Source organism: Nostoc sphaeroides, assembly GCF_003443655.1.
Classification (GTDB): domain Bacteria; phylum Cyanobacteriota; class Cyanobacteriia; order Cyanobacteriales; family Nostocaceae; genus Nostoc; species Nostoc sphaeroides.
This window is the reverse complement of the sequence record NZ_CP031941.1, coordinates 2,295,723-2,314,692: the sequence shown is the minus strand read 5'-3', so window position 1 is coordinate 2,314,692 and position 18,970 is coordinate 2,295,723. Positions and strand designations below refer to the sequence as shown.

19 protein-coding genes are annotated in these 18,970 nt (G+C 40.6%); 9 read left to right on the top strand and 10 right to left on the bottom strand.

All coding sequences use genetic code 11. The features are described from left to right. Nucleotides 1-80 precede the first annotated feature (80 nt). A complete protein-coding gene (locus tag D1367_RS10425; RefSeq protein ID WP_118166400.1) occupies nucleotides 81-1,565 on the bottom strand; it encodes a CIA30 family protein in 1,485 nt (494 codons plus the stop codon). 349 nt (nucleotides 1,566-1,914) lie between these two features. Between D1367_RS10425 and D1367_RS10420 the strand changes: the two genes are divergently transcribed. Together D1367_RS10420 and D1367_RS10415 are read left to right on the top strand one after the other, a co-directional pair. Further along, nucleotides 1,915-2,397: a tetratricopeptide repeat protein gene (locus tag D1367_RS10420; RefSeq protein WP_118166399.1), complete on the top strand. Its 483-nt coding sequence runs from the start codon at nucleotides 1,915-1,917 to the stop codon at nucleotides 2,395-2,397. Between the two features lie 21 nt (nucleotides 2,398-2,418). After that, a complete protein-coding gene (locus D1367_RS10415) occupies nucleotides 2,419-3,483 on the top strand; it encodes an ABC transporter substrate-binding protein (RefSeq protein WP_118166398.1) in 1,065 nt (354 codons plus the stop codon). A gap of 20 nt (nucleotides 3,484-3,503) precedes the next feature. Here the strand turns inward: D1367_RS10415 and D1367_RS32155 are convergent, their stop codons facing one another. Beyond that, the gene (locus tag D1367_RS32155) at nucleotides 3,504-5,558 is read right to left on the bottom strand and encodes a DNA adenine methylase (RefSeq protein ID WP_228674556.1); all 2,055 of its coding nucleotides are present in this window, start codon (nucleotides 5,556-5,558) and stop codon (nucleotides 3,504-3,506) included. A gap of 234 nt (nucleotides 5,559-5,792) precedes the next feature. Here D1367_RS32155 and D1367_RS10400 point away from each other — a divergent pair, with 234 nt between their 5' ends. The 3 genes from D1367_RS10400 to rtcA all read left to right on the top strand — a co-directional run bounded on the left by D1367_RS10400 (nucleotide 5,793) and on the right by rtcA (nucleotide 8,860). After that, nucleotides 5,793-6,557 carry an ABC transporter ATP-binding protein gene (locus tag D1367_RS10400; protein ID WP_118166397.1) on the top strand — a complete coding sequence of 255 codons (765 nt, stop codon included), beginning with the start codon at nucleotides 5,793-5,795 and terminating at the stop codon, nucleotides 6,555-6,557. A gap of 14 nt (nucleotides 6,558-6,571) precedes the next feature. Beyond that, the gene (locus D1367_RS10395) at nucleotides 6,572-7,399 is read left to right on the top strand and encodes an ABC transporter permease (RefSeq protein WP_118166396.1); all 828 of its coding nucleotides are present in this window, start codon (nucleotides 6,572-6,574) and stop codon (nucleotides 7,397-7,399) included. A 414-nt stretch (nucleotides 7,400-7,813) separates the two neighbouring features. Then, on the top strand, nucleotides 7,814-8,860 hold the full coding sequence (gene rtcA, locus D1367_RS10390; RefSeq protein WP_118166395.1) for an RNA 3'-terminal phosphate cyclase: 1,047 nt from the start codon (nucleotides 7,814-7,816) through the stop codon (nucleotides 8,858-8,860). A 37-nt stretch (nucleotides 8,861-8,897) separates the two neighbouring features. Here the strand turns inward: rtcA and D1367_RS10385 are convergent, their stop codons facing one another. The 4 genes from D1367_RS10385 to D1367_RS10370 all read right to left on the bottom strand — a co-directional run bounded on the left by D1367_RS10385 (nucleotide 8,898) and on the right by D1367_RS10370 (nucleotide 11,594). Beyond that, the gene (locus D1367_RS10385) at nucleotides 8,898-9,227 is read right to left on the bottom strand and encodes a XisI protein (protein ID WP_118166394.1); all 330 of its coding nucleotides are present in this window, start codon (nucleotides 9,225-9,227) and stop codon (nucleotides 8,898-8,900) included. Continuing rightward, nucleotides 9,215-9,286, bottom strand: coding sequence for a hypothetical protein (locus D1367_RS32150; protein ID WP_244945018.1), 72 nt, complete (start codon nucleotides 9,284-9,286; stop codon nucleotides 9,215-9,217). Before D1367_RS32150 ends, D1367_RS10385 begins: the two co-directional genes overlap by 13 nt. A gap of 87 nt (nucleotides 9,287-9,373) precedes the next feature. Further along, complete coding sequence (locus D1367_RS10375) at nucleotides 9,374-9,682, bottom strand: hypothetical protein (RefSeq protein ID WP_118166393.1); 309 nt, start codon at nucleotides 9,680-9,682, stop codon at nucleotides 9,374-9,376. A gap of 457 nt (nucleotides 9,683-10,139) precedes the next feature. Next, on the bottom strand, nucleotides 10,140-11,594 hold the full coding sequence (locus tag D1367_RS10370; protein WP_118166392.1) for an MFS transporter: 1,455 nt from the start codon (nucleotides 11,592-11,594) through the stop codon (nucleotides 10,140-10,142). Between the two features lie 80 nt (nucleotides 11,595-11,674). Here D1367_RS10370 and D1367_RS10365 point away from each other — a divergent pair, with 80 nt between their 5' ends. Beyond that, nucleotides 11,675-12,193 carry a phosphoribosyltransferase gene (locus D1367_RS10365; protein ID WP_118166391.1) on the top strand — a complete coding sequence of 173 codons (519 nt, stop codon included), beginning with the start codon at nucleotides 11,675-11,677 and terminating at the stop codon, nucleotides 12,191-12,193. Nucleotides 12,194-12,601: 408 nt separating this feature from the next. On the opposite strand, the gene D1367_RS10360 is transcribed toward D1367_RS10365, so the two are convergent. From D1367_RS10360 to D1367_RS10345, 4 genes are all read right to left on the bottom strand, one after another. Then, complete coding sequence (locus D1367_RS10360; RefSeq protein WP_118166390.1) at nucleotides 12,602-13,402, bottom strand: alpha/beta fold hydrolase; 801 nt, start codon at nucleotides 13,400-13,402, stop codon at nucleotides 12,602-12,604. 42 nt (nucleotides 13,403-13,444) lie between these two features. Further along, nucleotides 13,445-13,837 (bottom strand): carboxymuconolactone decarboxylase family protein, encoded by a 393-nt coding sequence (locus tag D1367_RS10355; RefSeq protein WP_118166389.1) that lies wholly within the window; start codon nucleotides 13,835-13,837, stop codon nucleotides 13,445-13,447. A gap of 72 nt (nucleotides 13,838-13,909) precedes the next feature. Further along, nucleotides 13,910-14,470, bottom strand: coding sequence for a retropepsin-like aspartic protease family protein (locus D1367_RS10350; protein ID WP_118166388.1), 561 nt, complete (start codon nucleotides 14,468-14,470; stop codon nucleotides 13,910-13,912). A 379-nt stretch (nucleotides 14,471-14,849) separates the two neighbouring features. After that, a complete protein-coding gene (locus D1367_RS10345) occupies nucleotides 14,850-15,623 on the bottom strand; it encodes a nucleoside phosphorylase (protein ID WP_118166387.1) in 774 nt (257 codons plus the stop codon). Nucleotides 15,624-16,165: 542 nt separating this feature from the next. On the opposite strand from D1367_RS10345, the gene D1367_RS10335 reads away from it, so the two are divergent. The 3 genes from D1367_RS10335 to D1367_RS10325 all read left to right on the top strand — a co-directional run bounded on the left by D1367_RS10335 (nucleotide 16,166) and on the right by D1367_RS10325 (nucleotide 18,893). Next, the gene (locus tag D1367_RS10335) at nucleotides 16,166-17,038 is read left to right on the top strand and encodes a GNAT family N-acetyltransferase (protein ID WP_118166386.1); all 873 of its coding nucleotides are present in this window, start codon (nucleotides 16,166-16,168) and stop codon (nucleotides 17,036-17,038) included. 127 nt (nucleotides 17,039-17,165) lie between these two features. Beyond that, a complete protein-coding gene (locus D1367_RS10330) occupies nucleotides 17,166-18,041 on the top strand; it encodes a GNAT family N-acetyltransferase (RefSeq protein ID WP_118166385.1) in 876 nt (291 codons plus the stop codon). Between the two features lie 63 nt (nucleotides 18,042-18,104). After that, nucleotides 18,105-18,893, top strand: a complete 789-nt coding sequence (locus D1367_RS10325; protein WP_118166384.1) for a Uma2 family endonuclease — start codon at nucleotides 18,105-18,107, stop codon at nucleotides 18,891-18,893. Nucleotides 18,894-18,970 lie beyond the last annotated feature (77 nt).

Here is an 18,970-nt window from a genome sequence, read left to right as displayed (position 1 = left end):
GTTGGGGGTGAGGTTTTGATTTTGATATGTATATGTACTTCATCCACCTGGGAAGCGCTATAAGTCTGTAGTCACTTCACTTATTTATCCTTAGCTAAATCAGAAAATAACTTCTGCCAATCGATAGAGTTAACAGTATTATCTCCCTGTTTTACTTCAAACGTGACATTAGAAGCTTTTGCTAGTTTTAAAGCTTGCACGCAAAGTTCTGCCACATCCTCACGGCTGATTTTGCCCTTAATATTATCGCCTTGCTCGAATATTAATTCCTTCCCTCCTGGTTCTTCAGTTAAAGCACAAGGTCTAACAATTGTATAAGGAATTCCGCTTTCTCTTAAACTATCTTCTCCCTTCAACTTCCAAGTTAAAATTCCTCCCAATTGGTCATTTAATTTCACTGCTGGCGGTTCTTCATCTAAATTAATTCCAGGGCGTCCCGGACGAGTCACGCCTGCTGAACTGACTAAGATAAATTGTGGTAAAGTTGTCCCGCCATAAGCTTTTATTGATTCCAACTGCAAAGCAAAACCACCGGGAGAAAATTTAGGATTCAAAGCGCCATCATATTCAAATTTGCTCAACATCAGTTGGAATGAACAAACTCTATTCTGCTCAATTGGCGGCGCATCTTTGACAACTTTTGCCCGAAATACAGGAATCAAATCTGCAAAGGGAATGCGAACATCTATCCAGGTATTAGCTACGGTATCGAAAGAATAGCTGTAGCCAATGCCATCCCATTTTGTATCTGTCCGCAGAAAGATTTTATAACGTTGACCGTCACCTTTGACGCGTAATTTTACACCTTCGCAATCAGATAAGTTGAAGGGTGGATCAAAATTCTTAGTTCTGATAGAAGCAAATCCGCCAGAGTTAGCGGTGGAGACATTACCAGCAAACAAAGCTGCATTTTCTACTAATTGGATATTACTGGCACTCACGCCACCCATAACGACATCATCCAGCGCCCCCCAGTAATCCTTTAATTCTGCTGATGGCTTGGTGAAATCAAATATCGGTTTTTCGTTTGCTTGGGGTAGATATTTTGCAGCCGCTTGGACTAAGTTTTTAACACCTTGATATTCGACATTTTCTGGTGTGTCGCCAACAATTTCTGGCTGGTAAAATTTAACACCTTGATAATATTTTACTCTATCTGCTGTGTCTCCCTCAACTGGTTGCACGCGCACTGCTGTACAACAAACTATAGCTTGGATATCAGCCATAACTAAAGAAGTTAAAGTTTCTGGTTGAGTGATATCCGCAACTACTAAGTCTATATCATTACCAAGAATTGACCTGGCTCTGTCAATATCTCGAACTAGGGCGCGAACTTTATAACCTTGTTCGAGCGATCGCTGCACTACTCGTTTACCTACACCACCTGTTGCACCTGCTACTAATATTACACCCACGTTTCTTCCTCCATTGGGTCTATTTTGATTATCCTTAGGACGACCTTGGATTAACTGCTGTACCCAGTTAAGGAAAGGAATTACCTCAAAGTAAGCCAGGGTTTCGATAAACCTGCCTAAGTCCCATTGAGAACGATTTTTGTCAGTCATATTTGCGTCCTCATAACTTTCTTAAGTTTAGCCCAATGAGCTAGTACCGCAGGGCGGAAGTCACGCATTCACGCCTGCTTTAATTTTGGGGTTTTTGGCTGTAATGAAATGGTATGTTTGTTTTTGCCGTGGCGTACTAGGTATTTGTCAACTGTCTCTAGTTAGTTTTTATTTTGATGACTCTAAATGTCGAGTGTGGTATTAGTCGTATGCTGAATACAATAAATCACACAGAAAATTCATAATTAGCAATAAATTACCGCATTTTTAAAGATGGCTTTAAAAACCATTTAATAGATATATTTTGTGAGAAAGTTAATACAAACGTATATTCACTGATTTCAAATTCATGGATTCTTTACCTATCAATTCCTTACTTGAAGAGTTGAAAAACCCCGATGCCACAGTCCGCGAAAAAGCAACCAGAAAAATCTGGCGGATTTGGTTTCAGCAAAAGGGAATTTATGGACTGGAAATAATTGATCGCAGTCAAAAGTTACTCGATGCAGGTGAAATTACTGAAGCCGAAACAGCGCTGACAGCACTAATCAAAGACCAGCCAGATTTTGCCGAAGCTTGGAATCGCCGTGCTTTTCTCTATTACAGTATTGGAGATTATCAAAAATCTCTGGCAGATTGTCAGATGGTTGTGCAGATAAATCCAATACATTTTGGGGCGCTTCACGGTATGGGCTTGTGTTATGCAGCACTAGGAGAGTATGGTGAAGCCATCAAAGCTTTTAGAAGTGCTTTAGAAATTCAGCCTTATTCCCTAGTGAATCAAAAGTTGATTTTAGAATGTACATTTAGATTCAGTTACAAAGGCAAATAAAAGAGAACATCATCCTGTTTTATGAAACCGTCATCACCCTCATCAACAGCAGTTAATCGCCTTAGTCGCCGCAATTTTATTCAATACGGTTCTATCTGGATTGGTAGTAACTTTATTGCTGGTTGTACTAACAGCAACCAACCGTCAACTAGCAATTCTCGGTTGGATAAAGTTACATTTGGCACAAACTGGATAGCACAAGCAGAACACGGCGGATTTTACCAGGCGATCGCCACTGGTATTTACAAAGACTATGGTTTAGATGTAACTATTAAAATGGGTGGCCCGCAGGTTCCCAGTGGTACTCAATTGTTGATGGGGGGTGCGGTAGATTTCTTTATGGGTTATGGCATTGATGCCGTGAATGCCATAGCACAAGGTATTCCCAAAATCACAGTCGCAGCAATTTTCCAGAAAGACCCCTGGTGTCTTATTGCACATCCCAACCCAGCAATTAAAACCCTTGCAGACCTCAAAGGCAAGCCAATTTATGTCTCTGCTTCTGCTAACATTACCTATTGGCCTGTTCTGAAAGCTAAGTACGGTTTTACCGATGATCAGAAACGCCCTTACAACTTTAATCCTGCTCCCTTTTTAACTGACAAAAACTCAGCCCAGCAAGGTTATATTACATCTGAACCCTTTGCTATTGAGAAGCAGGGTGGTTTTCAGCCAGTAGTATTTTTATTAGCAGATTATGGTTATCAACCCTATGCAACCACTATTGAAACAAAAAAAGAACTAGTAGAAAAAAATCCCGATTTAGTGCAGCGATTTGTTGATGCGTCAATTAAAGGTTGGTATAGCTACTTAAAAAATCCCCAACCAGGGAATCAGTTAATTAAAAAAGAGAATCCAGAAATGACGGATGAGCAAATTGATTATGGGATTCAAAAGCTGAAACAATATGGAATTATCCTTTCTGATGCCGCAGAAAAACAAGGGATTGGGGCGATGAGTGATGCAAGGTGGAAATCACTCTTTGACAGCATGGTTGATACTAAGATTTCTAAATCTAAGGTTAACTACAAAGAAGCATACACCTTGCAATTTGTGAATAAAGGGGTAGGCTATTACAAGAAGTAGCTTCACATTTTTTCTACCTCTCAAAGTGGAGTATCTAATTCAGTCTCAACATCTGAGTTGATTTCCACTTCAACAGTCTCAACAGCTTGGCGTAATGCTAAAAAGGCCTCCTTTAAGGGTTGACTAACTGCACTGTCGGGTTCTGCAAGCACAAGCTTTTGATATTCCTCCACAAACTGCATCCGTAAGCGATGAAACAAGTGCAAAAAATGCCGTAAAAAACCAAGGCAATCAAGTACTACAATCTCTATACCTCCTGTCTTTTCATAGAGATTAGCAGCATAGTCTTCTACATCTTTATCTATAGTTTCAGTAGTTATAAATATGTAATTATCAATCTTATATCCAGTTTGCTCTATTCTTCGTGTAATTTTTGGAAGGGCATTATTGATGTCATTTATAGTAATACGTTTCATTTTCATCTCGTAGCTGGTTACTAAATTGTTACTACTTATAAGTCTGATTTCAATATCACCTAAAGAACCAGTTTGTTTATCAGCCGCATTGTGACTTTCAAGCGGTAAACATCGTTCTCCTAAATGTTCTGAGGCTGATTGATAAGCCGCAGCTACAATAAGCACTGGCAAACGACTTGCTCTGGGACAATCCAAATGCTGTCTAATAAGTTTTACAATTGCTTCAGCAGAAAGAGGAATTGCCCGATCATCTAGAGTGTTTAAATTAGCAATAAGGCTTTGAATTCGTTGTTCTTTCTCTTTTTTGAGAATCAAAAGCCATTTTATAGTTTCTACAAGAAGGTCTTCTGTTGCTACACGCTCTGTATAAACATCATCAAATAGCTGAATAACAGTCTGGTATAATATTGCAGGTTTTCCTATCAACTTAGCGTCTAAAGTTAAAGGTATTGCTTTAGTACGAAGTGCAGGTGTTAAAAAAGCAGTTGTTGGGTTGCATACATCTTGTAAGTTACGTTCATTTATAAAAAATGCTATATATGATTCATCATAAAAACGACCAGAGTAAGAATCTTTTGTGCCAATTTCAGTAAATGGCTTACGAATATCTAGATGAGGTTGATGAACTTTCGCTAATAAGCAAGCTAATAGAAGCCTTATGCCAGCCTTATTTTGAGGGTGCCTACAGACAAATTCAACTCTATCAATAATTTCTGGAGCAATCATCATTGAATCGCCCGTTCTTATGTATTCGGATGCTCTATCAAAAGCTGAGTTAAGAATCTCTGGAGGCGTTGACATAATAGCTGTTTTAGACTTTTTGGACTTACTTTGAGATATTTGTACAGGTTGATATTCTAAGTTATAGTTTGTCCAGAGGACTTCTGTACGTAACTTTTTGACAGAGTGACAGTACTTTGACGGTGCTGGAATACGTCGCCAGTCACCATATAGTTCCTCCATTAGGGTACAGTCGTATCCTGAGATAGCAACTTTAGCACTGACATTGTGAAGGACATAAGCTAGTTTATGATGTTGTTCATCTGTCATCTCATACCCATAAGCATTACTGTCTCCACGGGAATCATGTGGATAAGGAGGGTCACAGTAAAAAAGTGTTTCTTCGCTGTCATATCTTTGAATAACTTCAATTGCTGGGCAGTTTTCTATTTGAACTCGCTGAAATCTTTGAACTATTTTAGAAAGGTCATCTATACTCCCTAACCATCTTGAGACAGCCCCAGCCATACCTGCACGACTTGTCAACAAACAATGTGCCCATCTACCGGAGCTTGCTGTCTGAGCTAATCCTGTTCTTACTTGTCTAGCTCGGACAAAAAATCGTCTAGCTCTCTCTAAATTAGATAACTCTTTAGTGGGTTGAGAAATGGCAAGTTCAAACTCACGTCTTGAGAAAGGTGTAAAAGTAATAGCTCTGATGAGTTCATTTTTCTCATCACGTAGTACACGAAAAAAGTTAACTAGTTCGCCATCAAGATCATTGTAAGTTTCTACAGGTGATGGTTCTTTGTTTATCAAAACTGCTGCTGAACCTCCAAAAGGTTCACAGTAGTGAGTAGTTTTTGACAAGAGTGGTAGAAGCCAGTCAAGATGACTATATTTCCCTCCATACCAACCGAATGCTATCAGTTTACTCATAAGTTTGCTATTTTATGTAACCCTCTAATTTAACACTAAGTTGTTCAGTTAAACTAAAATAGATCCCATTTAAATTTGCATTGGCAGTATTTTTAAGGAATATTTAGTTAACATCGACTCGAAGAAATATTATTAATACTTTTAACGGCTTTGAGTTTTAACTGATAATTAGATTAACCATTAAAAATATTTTCCATATTGTTTCATACAGTCAAATTTTAATCTATAGAATGAATGAGTAAGCATCCCATCATCACACTCAATCAAATTACCAAGGTCTACACCAATGGCACTGTTGCCCTGCAAGACCTAAATTTAGCAATTCCAGAGTCGCAATTTGTTAGTTTAGTTGGCCCCTCTGGGTGTGGTAAAAGTACAGTCCTGCGCCTGATTGCCGGACTGGGGCGCACGAGTTCTGGTAGTATTGACTGGAGTATAACTCAGCAAGCAAGAAAGCTGGCTTTTGTTTTCCAAGATGCTGCACTCATGCCTTGGGCTAACGTTAGAGAGAATGTCCGCCTACCGCTAAAGTTGGCGAGAATGTCTAAAAAAGATAGCCAAAAATTGGTGCAGGAGACATTAGAATTGGTAGGATTAGAAGGCTTTGAAGAAAACTATCCCCGCCAATTATCAGGTGGGATGAAAATGCGGGTATCAATTGCTAGAGCATTAGTTACTCAGCCAAATGTTTTGTTGATGGATGAACCATTTGGTGCATTAGATGAAATCACTCGTAGCAAACTCAATGGTGATTTACTAAATTTGTGGCTTCAACAGCGCTGGACGGTGGTTTTTGTTACCCACAATATTTACGAAGCAGTGTACTTATCAAATCGCGTGCTAGTTATGGGGATAAGTCCCGGAAGGATTGTAGCTGATGTAGAAATTGATGTTCCCTACCCCCGTAACGATGACTTTCGCACATCATTGCTGTATAACCAATATTGCCGTGAAATTTCTCAGCATCTAGCCCAAGCTATGATCTCTGTGCCAATTTAAAGTTTTGAATTTATATGCTATTTATCCGTCGCACCAAATCACAAAAGACATCGAGCAAGTTTCTTTCTGCTGAGGTTTTGGCACCGATGGGAGTTGGCATTATAGCATTATTTTTATGGGATATATTTGTGCGAATAACACATCTACCTCCTTATATCCTCCCTGGCCCTTTATTAGTATTTAAAACTTTAATTACTGACTGGAACGAGCTTTTTCCATCACTATTAATTACACTGCAAATCACAGTTGTTGCTTTTGTTGCTGCGGCTATTTCTGGTTTACTAATGGCGATTTTGTTCACCCAAAGTAAATGGATTGAACGCAGTTTATTTCCCTATGCAGTGATTTTACAAACAACTCCGATAGTTGCGATCGCACCCCTAATAATCCTTTGGTTAAAAAATAACACTTTCGCCGCCTTAGTAGTTTGTGCCTGGATTGTCGCCTTTTTCCCCATCGTATCCAACACTACACTAGGACTCAACAGCGTTGACCGGAACTTGCTCAACCTATTTCAACTTTACAAAGCTTCTCGCTGGCAAACTCTGCTGTATCTCCGTTTACCCAGCGCCATGCCCTATTTTTTAGGTGGTTTAAAAATTAGCGGTGGTTTAGCATTAATTGGCGCAGTTGTAGCCGAATTTGTCGCCGGTACTGGTGGGGCAAAATCTGGCATTGCTTACCGGATTTTAATCTCCAGCTACAACTTACAAATTCCTCGGATGTTTGCAGCATTATTTCTTACAACTGGGTTGGGTGTATTAATTTTTGTCAGCTTGAGTGCCCTATCTGACTTTATATTAAGTAAGTGGCATGAAAGTGCTGCCAAACATGAGAATTAAGATTTTAAAACGCAGAGGAACGCAAAGGTTTACGCAGAGGAACGCAGAGGAATTAATTCTCTGCGAACCTTTGCGCTTCCCTCAGCGTCCCTCTGCGTTAAAAAAAGGATATAAGCTAAGTTTAGAATTTTTACCAGGTTAGGTGCAGCAATATGGCGGCCAGATTACTATTGATCCTGAAGAGTTTAAGTTTAAAGAAATAGTTGACCCATATCGGTTGATGAATCCCGGTAAAAGCAAGGTTCTTCAATTGCAAATTCAAAATTAGCAAACTACAAAAAACATCCTCTCAGAATTTTTTCTGTATATTTGTGTAACTTGTCTTCAAAAAACTAGCTGCTAGACGTTTATAATTTGTGGTTTGATTTTAAGAGCCGTGGGGATAACCCAAAATCCACCATTCCAAAATCGCCCATGATTGAAATTGACGGTTCCTACGGAGAGGGAGGCGGACAAGTTCTTCGCACTTCCTTAAGTCTAGCCGCTATCACTGGCGAACCCATACGAATTTCAGGCATTCGCGCTGGACGCAAAAAACCAGGATTAGCAGCACAACACTTAACAGCAGTTCGGGCTGCGGCGAGAATTTGTAATGCCCAACTACGGGGTGATGCTTTGGGTTCAATGCTGCTAGAATTCATCCCAGGTAGTGCTGTGCAAGCTGGAACTTATACCTTTGATGTTAGTAAAGCACAAGTTGGTGGTTCTGCGGGTGCGATCGCTCTAGTTTTACAGACAATTCTCTTACCTTTGGCACTAGCATCGGGCAATTCTCAAGTAACTCTAAAGGGTGGAACTCATGTAAATTTTAGCCCGACAGTGACGTACATTGAGCAAGTTTATTTACCGATATTGCAACGCATGGGTGTAGAAGCCCAAGTCAAGTTAGGTGCTTGGGGGTGGTTTCCCAAAGGTGGCGGAGAGGTACAGTTGCATGTAGATGGCGGTGGTAAACTCAACGGGATTAACTTGTTGGAACGGGGAAATTTACAACAGGTGCGAGGGCTAGCAGTGGTAACAGAATTGCCTTCGCATATTCCCCAACGGATGGCGAATCGTGCCGAGAATTTGTTACGGGAAGCCCATTTGAAAGTTGCTGTACACGCTTTGCGAGAAAGAGGTATAGCACCTGGGGCGGGTATTTTTTTAACTGCTGAGTATGAGAACAGCTTGACTGGCTTTGGTGGATTTGGGCGATTACGGTTATCGGCGGAGACAGTTGCAGAAATTGCTTGTCAGCAACTCCTTGAGTTTCATCACACCGGTGCAGCAGTGGATGAACACTTAGCAGATCAGTTATTATTGCCGGCTGCTTTAGCTTCACAGGAAAGTCATTACCGGGTAGCTGAGGTAACTAGACATTTGACGACGAATGCAGTCGTAATTGAACAATTTGGGTTGGCGCAGGTTAGGGTAAATGAAGCTGAGAAAATCGTGTCGGTAAAGAGTTTGACTAGATGAAATAAGGTTTATTAGTGCTTTTTGATCAAGATGTGCTTCAACTAGCAGCAAATTCAGTAAATTTTCGTTTGTATGGGGCTTTAAAAGCCAAAACTATATCTTGTTTAGGAACTCCAGCTTCTACTAATTCATTAGCTACTCCGATTTCCGTTCCATCGCGTTCGATCCAAATTTTGCCATCTTTAATTTCTACATAAATAATACAACCAAATATTCGCGTTAGCTCTTGCCAACCAATATTCATAACTTGATAGCGATGGCGCTCAGTATCAAATAACAATTTGACTTCTGTCTGACTATTTGAGCGATTTTTGGCATGAGTTTCCAGAATTTTTTGGACTATTTCTTGATAATTTAGTCTCTCCATATAACTATCTCCTCTTGCTCTGGATTAAAAACTAGTAATTTTAGTTGATATTCGCCAATAATTCTTTGAATAAACTTCCGACTAAAAAACTCATTATACTGACAATTGAGAAGGTGCGTTACATTTCATTAACGCACCCTACAAGATCAGGCGATCGCACTGAACACTTTCTTAAGAGCCTTGATTTTTGTAGTATCAATGCCACATTCAAGTTTAGAGATAGGATTTAAGCTTTTCCACTTGCCTTTACTAGCACTGAATATAACATCAGACGATTTTTCTATATCAATAGCTTCAAAGCCATCTATTTGAGATTTTGATAAATAACTCAAACGAATAAAAATTTCATCTCTTGATGCAGATTTAATACTCACAATTTTTGGTGGTGGTAGCTGCGGTAAATCATTGATTACTATATTAAAGCTTTTCCCTAAAAGCGATCGCACTTGCAGCACTAAGACTTTGCCTATATCCCCGACGACAAAATTACCCGTGGGGTATATAGCTAGATAGAAATTTGCCTCATTTCCAAGAGTGGGAATGAGGCAAAGGTGTTTAATATAAGCAAAGACAGAAAACTTTTGATAGTTTATTTAAGAGGATTTGCAATCAAACTTTTAACCTGCATGGGTTGTAACAATCAGCGACCAACCAATTTACAAGGCAATGCAAATGTAGTTGAGACTGAGTTCAGTTGTCTGTGATACTTGCTCTTTAGTTAAGTATGGAACAGAGCGTTTGAATTTACCTCTGTCACTTAGGTTAAGTCAGTTTGCGATCGCAAATATACAAGGCACTGGGAATTGAGCATTGGGTAGGAGTCTAGGAACGCCAGCAACGAGTGTAAATAGGAGATGTTTATTTATGCCGAATTCGTAATTGAATTCTTAACTACGAATTACGAATTACGAATTAATTAACTCCCCTCTTCTCTTGCCGTTCTTTGAGTTTTAGCATAATCTCTGCGTGCATCTCGCGGGTAATTGGGTAAAAATACGTTAAAACTAAACCCAATATTAAAGCGATCGCTGGTAGGGGGCCAATAAAACTACGAATTACATCTAACACAGTATTTGGTTGAATTGGCATTAGCACATCTGGCGTGGGTTTAATATATCCAGCTGTACCTAATCTTTGTAAAAGTATATAAACTGCAAATCCTAAACAGATTTTCTGGAGAAACACCATAAAACTGTAAAAAATACCCTCTCGCCTCTGTCCAGTTTTGAGTTCATCCAGTTCAATTACATCAGGTAGCATTGACCAGGGAATAAGATAGGCAGTGGAGACACCCAAACCTGCCATCATCGCAAAAATGTACATTAGGATGATTTGACCAGGTTGCAAGAAAAAAAGTCCAACTTGGGCAATAATCCAAATAGTCATTCCCATGTAGTACACAGCTTGTTTGCCAAAACGCTTACTGATGGCAGCCCAAACAAACAGCATAGACATGGCGGTTCCTTGCACCGTCAACAGCACTAGGCTAACGTGCCATTGCGGTAGCCGCATCCAACTGGTGACAAAGTAGGGAATAATGCCAGCTGACAATTGAAAACTCAACCAAGAACAAAGGTAAATCCCTACTACAAACAAGAAAGGGCGATTAGTAAAAACAATTTTGAGTTGTTGCCATAAAGGAATAGAGACTTTTTGCTCAGTTTCTGGGTGTAACTTTGCTACTGCTTGAGCGCGTTTTTTTGTTCCCCAAACACACCAATATAAAGGGAAAACAGAGACAGTTGCACAAATGCCTCCCAAAACTACATATTGTAGTTGTCTGTTATCGGGAATTAGTATAGAAATAGCTAAAAAAAGAAGTATGGCGAAAATGCTACCGCCAATAGAAAAGAAAAAGCGAAAGCTGGTTAGACTAGTGCGTTCGTCGTAGTCTTGAGTTAGTTCTGCGGTGAGCGCTGTATATGGTAAATTGACGACTGTATAGAAAGCATTAAACAAAATAGAAACAGCAGTGTAATACCAAAACAACCCCCACTGATTCACACTTTCTTGAGTGCTAAATTGCGGAACAATCCACTGCAAAAAGAAGAAAATCCCAAAAGGAATTGATCCCCAAATCATCCAAGGATACCGCCTTCCTTGACTACTTTGAGTGCGATCGCTCAATACCCCAACCATCGGATCGTTGACTGCATCCCAGACTTTACCAACCAGTTGGGTTTGTCCGGCTAAGTTGGGATCTAAACCAGCAACATCTGTGAGGAATGGTGACAAATAAGTGATCCCAATCATCGCCGCGATCGCTGTTCCCAAATCTCCAGCACCGAAAGCAATTTTAGTACTGAGGTTTAGTTTTTCATTTTTAGGCGTTCCTTGAGCGTCGCCATCAGCAGTAGAATCATTCATAAAACTTTGCACTCATAGTAAAATAAGAAATTTGTTTTCAACACTAGCTATCAATCTTATCCATCACTTCCCTAAGACTTATGCCAGACCTTTATGTTTCTTGGTCAGATTATCACCAAAAAATTGAACAACTGGCCGTTCAGATTTATCAATCAGGCTGGGAATTTAACCAAATTATCTGTCTTGCCAGAGGAGGACTACGAATCGGAGATATTCTCTCCCGTATATACCAGCAGCCGTTAGCAATTTTAGCAACCTCATCTTACAGTGGCGTCCAAAAGCAAGAAAGAAATAATTTAATTTTCTCTCGCCACTTAACGATGACTGCCGAAAAGTTAGGTTCCCGCATTCTCCTAGTGGATGATTTGGTAGACTCTGGCATCACACTCCAGCAGACTATACCTTGGCTCCAGCAAAATACTGATTTCCCCATTGAGGAAATTCGCACCGCCGTTCTTTGGTATAAAGCTTGTTCAGTTATAGCACCCAATTATTATGTTGATTATTTGGCTGACAACCCCTGGATTCATCAACCTTTTGAACACTACGAGCAGATAAATATTGCAGAATTTGCGGCTAAAGTAAATCAAATGTGTTGATTAATACTAAGGTGATTTACAAGAATAAATATACCGATGCCGTTGGTTTCGACTTCGCGGTAGTTGAGCGTAGTCGAAACTCAACCAACTGATAGATCGAGAGTTGAGCGTTCGCGTAGCGTCTCCAAGAGTTGTCGAAACTCGCCAACACAGGTATTTTCTTTGTTGGAAATCACCTAAACAAAGTTAATTTTACAGCCAAAAGTATTGGTCACTTTTGAGATTTTAGCGTTAGCGTAGCTCGCACTTCTCTACGAGACGCTCCGCGAACGGCAAGCTCAGTGACCACCGCAGGCATCGCTTCCCTAATAAGAGTCTGCTTTTCACAGAACGGGCGTTATTGGTGGGTTAAGAGTGCAGTGCAAGCGATCGCAATCATCAGCCCAAAAACGCCGCCTGGAACCCTGATTATTTCGTCAACTTCCTCAGGAAGTTAAGCATGGCTGAAACCACAGCATCCGGCGACTCAATTAAGAAGCCATGACCCCCTCCATTGAGGGCTAAAAGTTCAGTGTTGGGAATGCCTTGAGCAAGTTGCTGGGAAAACTTTAGCGGGGTGAGAATGTCTTGTTTACCAACTAGAACTAGGGTAGGACAATGAATTTTTTGAAGGCGGTCTGTTGTGTCAAAGTCAAGCATAGCTCGGCTGTGATGATAGAGTGAATGAGCCGCAGGTGGAAAAGGATATCTGATTGCAAATTCAATTAGTCCTTCGATCATCCCAGGAATCGAGTAGAACGTATCTGTAAATATCCAGGGTAATACGACTTTTTCATAAAGTTTCAAGTCTACATTTTTGCAGAGGTCGCCCCAAGTCTCAATGATACTGTTAAATAATCCATCACCCTTTGCTAATGATGAAAGTAGTATCAGACTTTCTACCTTTTCAGGATGTGCTAACACTAACTCTTGGGCTATCTGACCACCCATTGAATGACCTACTAAATGCACTTTATCGATCGCAATGCGATCGAGCAATGCTGCAACGTCATTAGCCATCTGTTTCAGACTATAGGGGGTTTCGGGAGCAGAACTTCGCCCCATACCTCGGTTGTCTAAACGAATGACTTGATACTGCGAAACCAGCGATGGCATAATCAACGACCAATAGGCATGATCGCACAGGAAGCCAGCTATTAATAGCAAAGGTTCACCCTTTCCCTTAATGTCGTAGAACAAATCAATCCCGTTAATCTGAACTTTGGGCATAGTAAATAATTTTCTTAAGCAGGGATGGACAAGGCTACACTCCTACGTCTTAAATCTCTCGTCCACAGGAATTTGATAGCCGTTGGCGAGGCGATTAGTCATGTTGGCAGTGGCTGCGATCGCCATTAGTTCCCCGAACATGGTATCATCCATACCCTTAGCCCGCGCCCCTGCTGTGTGCGAGGCGATGCAATACTCACAGCCATTCGTCGCACTCACGGCGATGTAAATTAGTTCGCGCATCAGTGGATCAATCTCACCGGGGCCAGTCATCACTTCTTTCACCGCTTGCCAAGTTCGTTGCAAGGTAGGGGGATGATTGGCTATCGCTTTCCAAAAGTTATTTATATAGTCATTCTGGCGTGTAGCGCGGATGTCGTCATATACTGCCCGGACTTCCTCGCTGGCTTCTTCGTATTCAATCAGCTTAGTCATGGAAAATTTGGGTTATTCCCTGTCCTTTTATAGATACCAAAATGTAGGATACTACGTTTTTAGCTGCGAACATTAGCGGTGATGAAATTCCACCTCTTTTTCCAGAATTTTAATATCATAGCTGCCAAAGAAATCGTGACCTAGTAAGCCGATGCTTGCTTTTGGTGCGATCGCTACCCGCAGATTATTGGCTGTTACTCCGCCTACTGCAATAGATTTTACCTGACTGGTTGGAAATTCTACTTGGCTACCATCGGCAATTTGGGCTTGCATTGTCCCTGTAGCCTGGAGTTCAAGTGTATTCGCCATCTCTTGAGTGATAATAGTTTCACTAGCACCTGTATCTACAATCATTTCAAAGGTTTTATTGTCGTTGAAGGTGACATCAATTACAGGAGTTCCCCCAAAGCGGCGTTTGATTGAGACTCGAAAAACTCTTTTGTCTGAAGCTACGGGTATATTGCTACAAAGCCTTCCCAATCTAATGGTTTTACCAGAGGAGGTTATCATGTAACATGCTCCTGGATCGTCTGCTGTTGCTCGATGAGAGAATGCTAAAAATATCAGCGTCGGTATTAGTCCGATTGCAGCTAGGTTAACGGTCGTAATCCAACGCCTCCAAGCATTCTTCATGTTATATTTTCTCCAATTTCGCTGAGTTTTTTTAATAGCTTAATTCATCATAATGGCTAAAATAATTGGTGCTTTAAATTCATCTTTTTAAGATTAAAAGCTAATTTTTAAAGTTTTCATTACAATAAATTTTAAAATAAGTGGCTTTACTTTTGTTATAATTATTGTTTATTTTAATTACACAGGTTTTTTAATTTTAAGTTGTTTAGTGATTTTTTTACTGTTAATTTAAGTGTCTCCAGAAGATTAAATTGCATTTTACTCAATACATCTTATCTACAATTACTGATTGATAAATTAAAGATTAGGTAAAGACATGATAAAACTACTTAGAGCATATTAAATCTAGCAGACTAAAAAGTTAAATAAGATACATTTATTATTCAAGGGTTTTTGCTGCATGTACAGCAGTTGCGATCGCATTTTTAACAGCGATATCTTTTTGTTCTAAGATGATATTTTCACTAACAGTACGCCCAGCTACTACAGCGCAAATAGCAGCAGCAGTAAAATTATACACTCCTGCCATTTTGAATAATGTGCCGCATTCCATTTCATAATTCAAGATATTTAATCGCCGATATTCTTCTGTAATACCATGCAGCGATCGCATTAAATTTGGATTCGCTGAATCAGTGCGTTCTTGTCCTTCGTAAAAAGTATCAACTGATGCCGTAATTCCTATGTAATGTTCAACCTTTAATTCTCGGGCGGCTTTAACTAAAGCGACTGTGAGAAAAGGATCGGCTGCGGCTGGATACTCCACAGGTGCAATATCATTTGCTGCACCTTGGCGACACAATGCTGCACTGCTAATAACAACGCTACCGACTGGTATATAAGATTGAATTGCTCCGCAAGTTCCAATACGAATAATTTGCCGGATTCCTACTTGGATTAACTCATTGACAACAATACTTAATGAAGGCGCACCCATACCACTAGTAGCTGATAAAATACTGCGACCATTTTGTAAGTATCCCACATAGCTATTGAGTCCGCGATTTTCTGATAACACGCGCACATCTAGTAAATAAGTTTGGGCAATTAGACGCGATCGCTCTGGATCGCCAGATAATAAGGCAATGCTGGGAGGTGATGAACCTAAATCGTCTTGTCCAAAGCCAATGTGATAAAAGCGTTTACCAGTCATAGAGTTGAGATTAGCGATCGCTCTAACACAATACTATGCTAGGGTGACTTTTATTTTCCTAGAGCAAATCTCCTTCTTCCCATATCTGAAGTTGTCTTTGGGCCGCAACTATGCAATTGAGATATTTGGGTGGGTACAGAAAATGATCCTAAGCTAAAGCCATCATTAGGGAACTCCAAGAAATAAATTATCCAATATTGTGGGGTGGGCGTCTCGCCCGCCCATGATTAGGGGCGGGCGAGACGCCCACCCCACAAGAATTAATTGGATATTTTTTTATTTGGAAGTCCCTTATCAGCCTTTTTATATGCTACATATATAATACAAAAAATATCACCACTCAGTTGGTGACTGTTTGTCGCTTGAACAAAAGGAAATTTTATGATTCCCCGAACAGGCACTTGAAGTAGTTTAATTTAGGGGCACAGTTAGGCTGTGTTCCTTTCAATTACCATTAGGTAGAACCAACTTCACAGATGGCATTGCTACTATTCCCAAAACAGCTTATTCGGTAAACTAAATTGGACACTCAGGAGTTTTTTGTGCCTATTTTGAGAACTCTGCAACCTGGAGATGAAGTATCGCTGGAAGCATTTCTCTTGCAACACACTGATACTTCTATGTTTTTGCGCTCTAATTGGCGAACTGCGGGACTACTTGACCAAAATGCCAGATTTCAAGGAACTTACATAGCAGCCTACACAGATGAAACTATAGTGGCAGTTGCAGCCCATTTTTGGAATGGGATGATCGTAGTCCAAGCCCCTGTATATTTGCCAGAAGTGGTGCAAGCAGTTGTGGCACAATCTGAACGTGCTATTTCTGGAATTAGTGGCCCAGCAGCACAAGTCGAAGCGACAAAAAGCATTTTGGGACTTAGCAACCGACCAACTCAACTTGATGAGTCTGAGATATTGTTTTCTCTAGCATTACGAGACTTGCAAATACCTGAAGCTTTAGCATCGGCAAAAGTGCAGTGTCGTTTGCCACATCCAGAGGAGTTGGAATTACTCACTCAATGGTGCGCTGCTTATAGTGTGGAAACTTTAGGACAAAGAGATACTCAGAGTTTAACAACAGCTAGCCGTAGCATAATTGAAGCTCGTCAAGCTATGGCAATGCATTGGGTTTTGGTAGCAGAAGATACCCCAGTTTCTTACTCTGCTTTCAATGCCAGCTTACCTGATATTGTGCAAATTGGTGGAGTGTGGACACCGCCAGCCCTGCGGGGTAAAGGCTACGCCAAAAGTGTAGTCGCAGGCTCATTGTTAGATGCGCGATCGCTCTTAGTAAAACGTGCCATCCTGTTTACAGGTGATAATAACCAAGCAGCCCAAGCAGTTTATCAAGGAATTGGCTTTTTGCCTACTGGCGAGAAGTATGGCTTAGTCTTATTTGAAGAGACTCAGGCTTGAGAAATATTGGGTTCAACGTTGGAGGCGCAACATCTTAAGCCCTTGCTATCCATTTATATTTCCCTTTTTCTGGATTTGCTGGAATTGATTTTATAGTAAGTAGTGAATTGATAGTAATACTTTAACTATGAACCAGTATCGTTTCAAACAGTCATTCTCTGCTGAACCCAGCATAAGCGATAAGCTTTTTGACTTAATGGAAGCCACATTTCCCGGACTCAGCAGTTTAGCAGAATGTGCAAGAAAACTAGGCGCATCCTGGGAAACAGCTTCGACTCCGTTTATTCGCTTTCATGATGATATAGCTATTACCCATGTGGGAGTGTTAGAAATTCCCATGCAAATTATGGGACAAAAGCTCACTGTCGGCGGAGTTCATGGAGTAGCTACCCGTGCAGAATTTCGTAGGAGAGGATATTACCGCGAAGTAATGGAAGAAGTGCTGGAATATTGCGATACCCTTTACGAAACCCTGGTACTAACGACACCACAACCAGAGTTTTACTTACCTTTTGGCTTTCGTATTGTCGAAGAACATATCTTCAAAGTTAAGTGTAACTCCACAGGTAGCACTGATAGCTTCAGAATACTGGATTTTACAGATACCAAAGATTACACATTGTTACACAGACTTTTGGAAACACGCGCCCCTGTCTCTAATATAGTTGGCGTAGTCAAGGAAAAACCTGTGTTCTTTGTCAATGAAGGAAGTCGTACCTTATACTATGCAGAAGATTTAGATTTAATCGCCTGTCTGGAGATAGAAGATACCCGACTTCATCTTTTTGATCTAGTTACAACGCAGATATGCTCTTTGAAGAATATTATTGCTAAAATACCCCAACCCATTGAAGAAGTAGTGATTTACTTTAGTCCAGAACTTTTGGATGTCAAAGATGTGCAAGCATTCGTCCATGCATTTGACGAAACTGTGCTGATGGTTCGTGGTAAATTTGCAGCCGAGGGCGAAAAATTTATGTTGCCGCGTTCTGCAAGGTGTTGAGTTACTTAAAAACAATTGAATCATAATATAACTGAGAGTTTCATCATCAGGACTAGCTTTATGATGTATCAAACTGACCCGCCGCGATCGCCAAAAGATGTATTGCCAACCATGTATGATCTTCCCAGTGAAGATCCACAGGAGCCTGGTTTGCCCGATCAGTTTCATTTATTGCAACCTCGTCTGTTAGACGAAACCTTTCGTCCACCGAATTATCCAAGCGACGAGATATTTGTTGCTAGCGATCTGAATCTTTATTATGACCCGCGTCATCCACTGTGGCATAAGCGACCAGATTGGTTTGCCGTTTTAGGTGTTTCCCGCCTCTACGAACAACGGGATTTACGCTTAAGTTATGTCGTTTGGCAAGAGGGAGTTTATCCTTTTATTGTGGTTGAATTGCTGTCTCCTGGTACTGAAAAGGAAGACTTGGGGCAGACATTGCGGGATATCAAGCAACCACCAGGAAAATGGGAAGTATATGAGCAGATTCTGCGTGTTCCTTATTATGCAGTATTTGATCGCTACAAATATGAGTTAAGGGTATTTAAGTTAGACGGTGGTCGTTATGCTGAGATAACACTGTCAGAATCACGCTTTTGGATACCAGAACTAGAATTAGGCTTGGGTGTGTGGCACGGACGCTATCAAGATGTAGAACAGCCCTGGTTACGCTGGTATGATTGGACAGGCTGCTGGGTATTAACTTCTACAGAACAAGAAAGACAACGGGCTGAACAAGAAAAACAACGGGCTGAACAAGAAAAACAACGGGCTGAACAAGAAAAACAACGGGCTGAACGGTTGATTGCACAATTGCGATCGCTCGGCGTTGAACCCGATGTAGATTAGACATAGGAGTGAAAATTAAATATGCATTATCCAGAACTCTTGTAGAGACGTAGCAGTGCTACGTCTCTACAATCATT

Coding starts and splice junctions, on each gene's coding strand:
- D1367_RS10370 (WP_118166392.1), bottom strand. CDS start 11,594: ATGAATGATTCTACTGCTGATGGCGACGCTCAAGGAACGCCTAAAAAT.
- D1367_RS10415 (WP_118166398.1), top strand. CDS start 2,419: ATGAAACCGTCATCACCCTCATCAACAGCAGTTAATCGCCTTAGTCGC.
- D1367_RS10420 (WP_118166399.1), top strand. CDS start 1,915: ATGGATTCTTTACCTATCAATTCCTTACTTGAAGAGTTGAAAAACCCC.
- D1367_RS32155 (WP_228674556.1), bottom strand. CDS start 5,558: ATGAGTAAACTGATAGCATTCGGTTGGTATGGAGGGAAATATAGTCAT.
- D1367_RS10395 (WP_118166396.1), top strand. CDS start 6,572: ATGCTATTTATCCGTCGCACCAAATCACAAAAGACATCGAGCAAGTTT.
- D1367_RS10385 (WP_118166394.1), bottom strand. CDS start 9,227: ATGGAGAGACTAAATTATCAAGAAATAGTCCAAAAAATTCTGGAAACT.
- D1367_RS10425 (WP_118166400.1), bottom strand. CDS start 1,565: ATGACTGACAAAAATCGTTCTCAATGGGACTTAGGCAGGTTTATCGAA.
- D1367_RS10360 (WP_118166390.1), bottom strand. CDS start 13,402: ATGCCCAAAGTTCAGATTAACGGGATTGATTTGTTCTACGACATTAAG.
- D1367_RS10350 (WP_118166388.1), bottom strand. CDS start 14,470: ATGAAGAATGCTTGGAGGCGTTGGATTACGACCGTTAACCTAGCTGCA.
- rtcA (WP_118166395.1), top strand. CDS start 7,814: ATGATTGAAATTGACGGTTCCTACGGAGAGGGAGGCGGACAAGTTCTT.
- D1367_RS10330 (WP_118166385.1), top strand. CDS start 17,166: ATGAACCAGTATCGTTTCAAACAGTCATTCTCTGCTGAACCCAGCATA.
- D1367_RS10355 (WP_118166389.1), bottom strand. CDS start 13,837: ATGACTAAGCTGATTGAATACGAAGAAGCCAGCGAGGAAGTCCGGGCA.
- D1367_RS10345 (WP_118166387.1), bottom strand. CDS start 15,623: ATGACTGGTAAACGCTTTTATCACATTGGCTTTGGACAAGACGATTTA.
- D1367_RS10365 (WP_118166391.1), top strand. CDS start 11,675: ATGCCAGACCTTTATGTTTCTTGGTCAGATTATCACCAAAAAATTGAA.
- D1367_RS10400 (WP_118166397.1), top strand. CDS start 5,793: ATGAGTAAGCATCCCATCATCACACTCAATCAAATTACCAAGGTCTAC.
- D1367_RS10325 (WP_118166384.1), top strand. CDS start 18,105: ATGTATCAAACTGACCCGCCGCGATCGCCAAAAGATGTATTGCCAACC.